Annotated in this window: 1 protein-coding gene; it reads right to left on the reverse strand. The window is 63.9% G+C overall.

The window, feature by feature from the left end; all coding sequences use genetic code 11:
• Positions 1-1525, reverse strand: a 1525-nt coding sequence (locus AB0C34_RS31510) for a hypothetical protein (protein WP_357081092.1), incomplete at its 3' end; no start/stop codon positions are given.
• Positions 1526-1781: the final 256 nt, after the last annotated feature.

Consider the following 1781-nt stretch of genomic DNA (forward strand, 5'->3'; position numbering starts at 1 on the left):
TTTCCATTCGTTGGGCGATGGTTTCGGCTGCGTCGATGTGGCCGGTGGCTAGTTCGGCTTTGACTAATGCTGATTCGAAGAATGAGCGGACGATCGGTGGCATTTCTGATAGTTCTGATCCGCCGATCGATTGGATTTCTTGGCGGCCGCGGTCGAATTCGCCGGCTTCGACGAGTGCTTGGCCGCAGGCTCCGCGTGCCAGCCATGCGTAGTGGGCGCCGGGTGCGCGTTCGACCGCTTGGAGTGCTGCTTGTCCGGCATGTGTGGCGGCGGAGAGGTCGCCGGCCAGTGTTTCGACGAAGCAGCGCATGCCTTCGGCGGTGGTTCGGAGTTGGTCGTTGTCGAGCAGTAGTGCTACCTCGACGGCCGATTCCGCGGCGCGTCGTGCGCCTTCGAGTTGACCGAGAAGCATTTTCGCGCCGGCTTCACCGACCAGGAACCGGGCGACGACGTGGCCGTGTCCGGTGGCGCGGCTGATCTTCAGTCCGCGTTCGGCGTGTCGGCTGGCCGCCCGGATCTGGTCGATCCCTATCTCGGCGTCGACCAGGTTCGCCAGTGGCTCGAGTAGTTCGGGTGCCATGACGACATCACCGGCGTCGATATGACCGGCGACCATGTCCGCGAGGTAGTGCGATCGGGCCTTGTCGCCCTGATAGGTGGTCAACAAGGCAAGCAGAGCACTGGAAGCGATCAGCAGCCCGGGATCGCCCAGCGCTTCGGCTTGCCCACGAGCCCGCGACGCGATGTCGACAGCCTCCGCCCACTGTCGCCTCATGAGGCAATTCTCGGCAAGCGCCAACTCCAGCGACACCGCCTCCGCACTATCCACCGGAGTTTCCGCCAACGCCGCGACCAGCAGATGACGAGCTTCCTCCGCCCGCCCGAGCCCATGATCAGCACGAGCGATCATGCCGATAACCCGCAACCGCTCACCGAGCGCATCCCGCGGAACTAGCTTCAGCGCCTGTTCCAACGCCACCCGGCTATCACGTAAACCACCCGAATACGCCAACGCGCCAGCCCGCGACACAAGCAACCCGAGCCGCTGCTCATCGGCCCCGGTCACTGGCAACAAACGCAGAGCAGCGTCGAACCAACCCGCAGCAGCCGCCGGAGCGCGCTGCGCCACCGCTCGCCCGGCCTCGGTCAGCGAATCGACAGCTTCCGCGTCCCCCAAACAGGCGGAGTGCTCGATGTGATACGCCCGCGCACCGATCGAGGCACCACGCCGACCAAGCAATTTCGCCGCCTGTTTGTGAGCGCTGAACCGCCACCCCGGCATCGCCTCGTCATACACCACCCGCCGCACGATCGGATGCCGAAAACGGAACTGACCCGCCGTCGCCGTCGGACGAACCAGATCGACGACAACAAGCTCATCAAGAGATCTCAGCACTCGCTTTTCGTCGGACTCCGCGATCGCGGTCACAAGGTCGACATCGAACGGATCGCCGGCCACCGCCCCTGCCTGGAGGACCTTGAGCGTTTCGCTCGGCAAACTTGCGAGTTCCTGGGTAATCGTCATACGCAAGGCGATGGACACACCAGTGTCATGCCCGCTATCCCCACTATCACCAGGCCTGGGAACCCGCCGATGCTTCCGCGCACCACGCGCCAACTGCTCCAAATAAAACGGATTCCCACCACTCTCAGAATGCAACGCCCGAACCACCGGAGAATCCGACCGCTCACCCAACGCCTCAGCAGCCTCCACCAAAGACAACGGCGCCAACCTCAACTCACACAACACACCCTCACGCGCAGCCTGCGCCACCGCATCC

This window comes from Nocardia sp. NPDC049220, from assembly GCF_040647855.1.
Lineage (GTDB): Bacteria > Actinomycetota > Actinomycetes > Mycobacteriales > Mycobacteriaceae > Nocardia.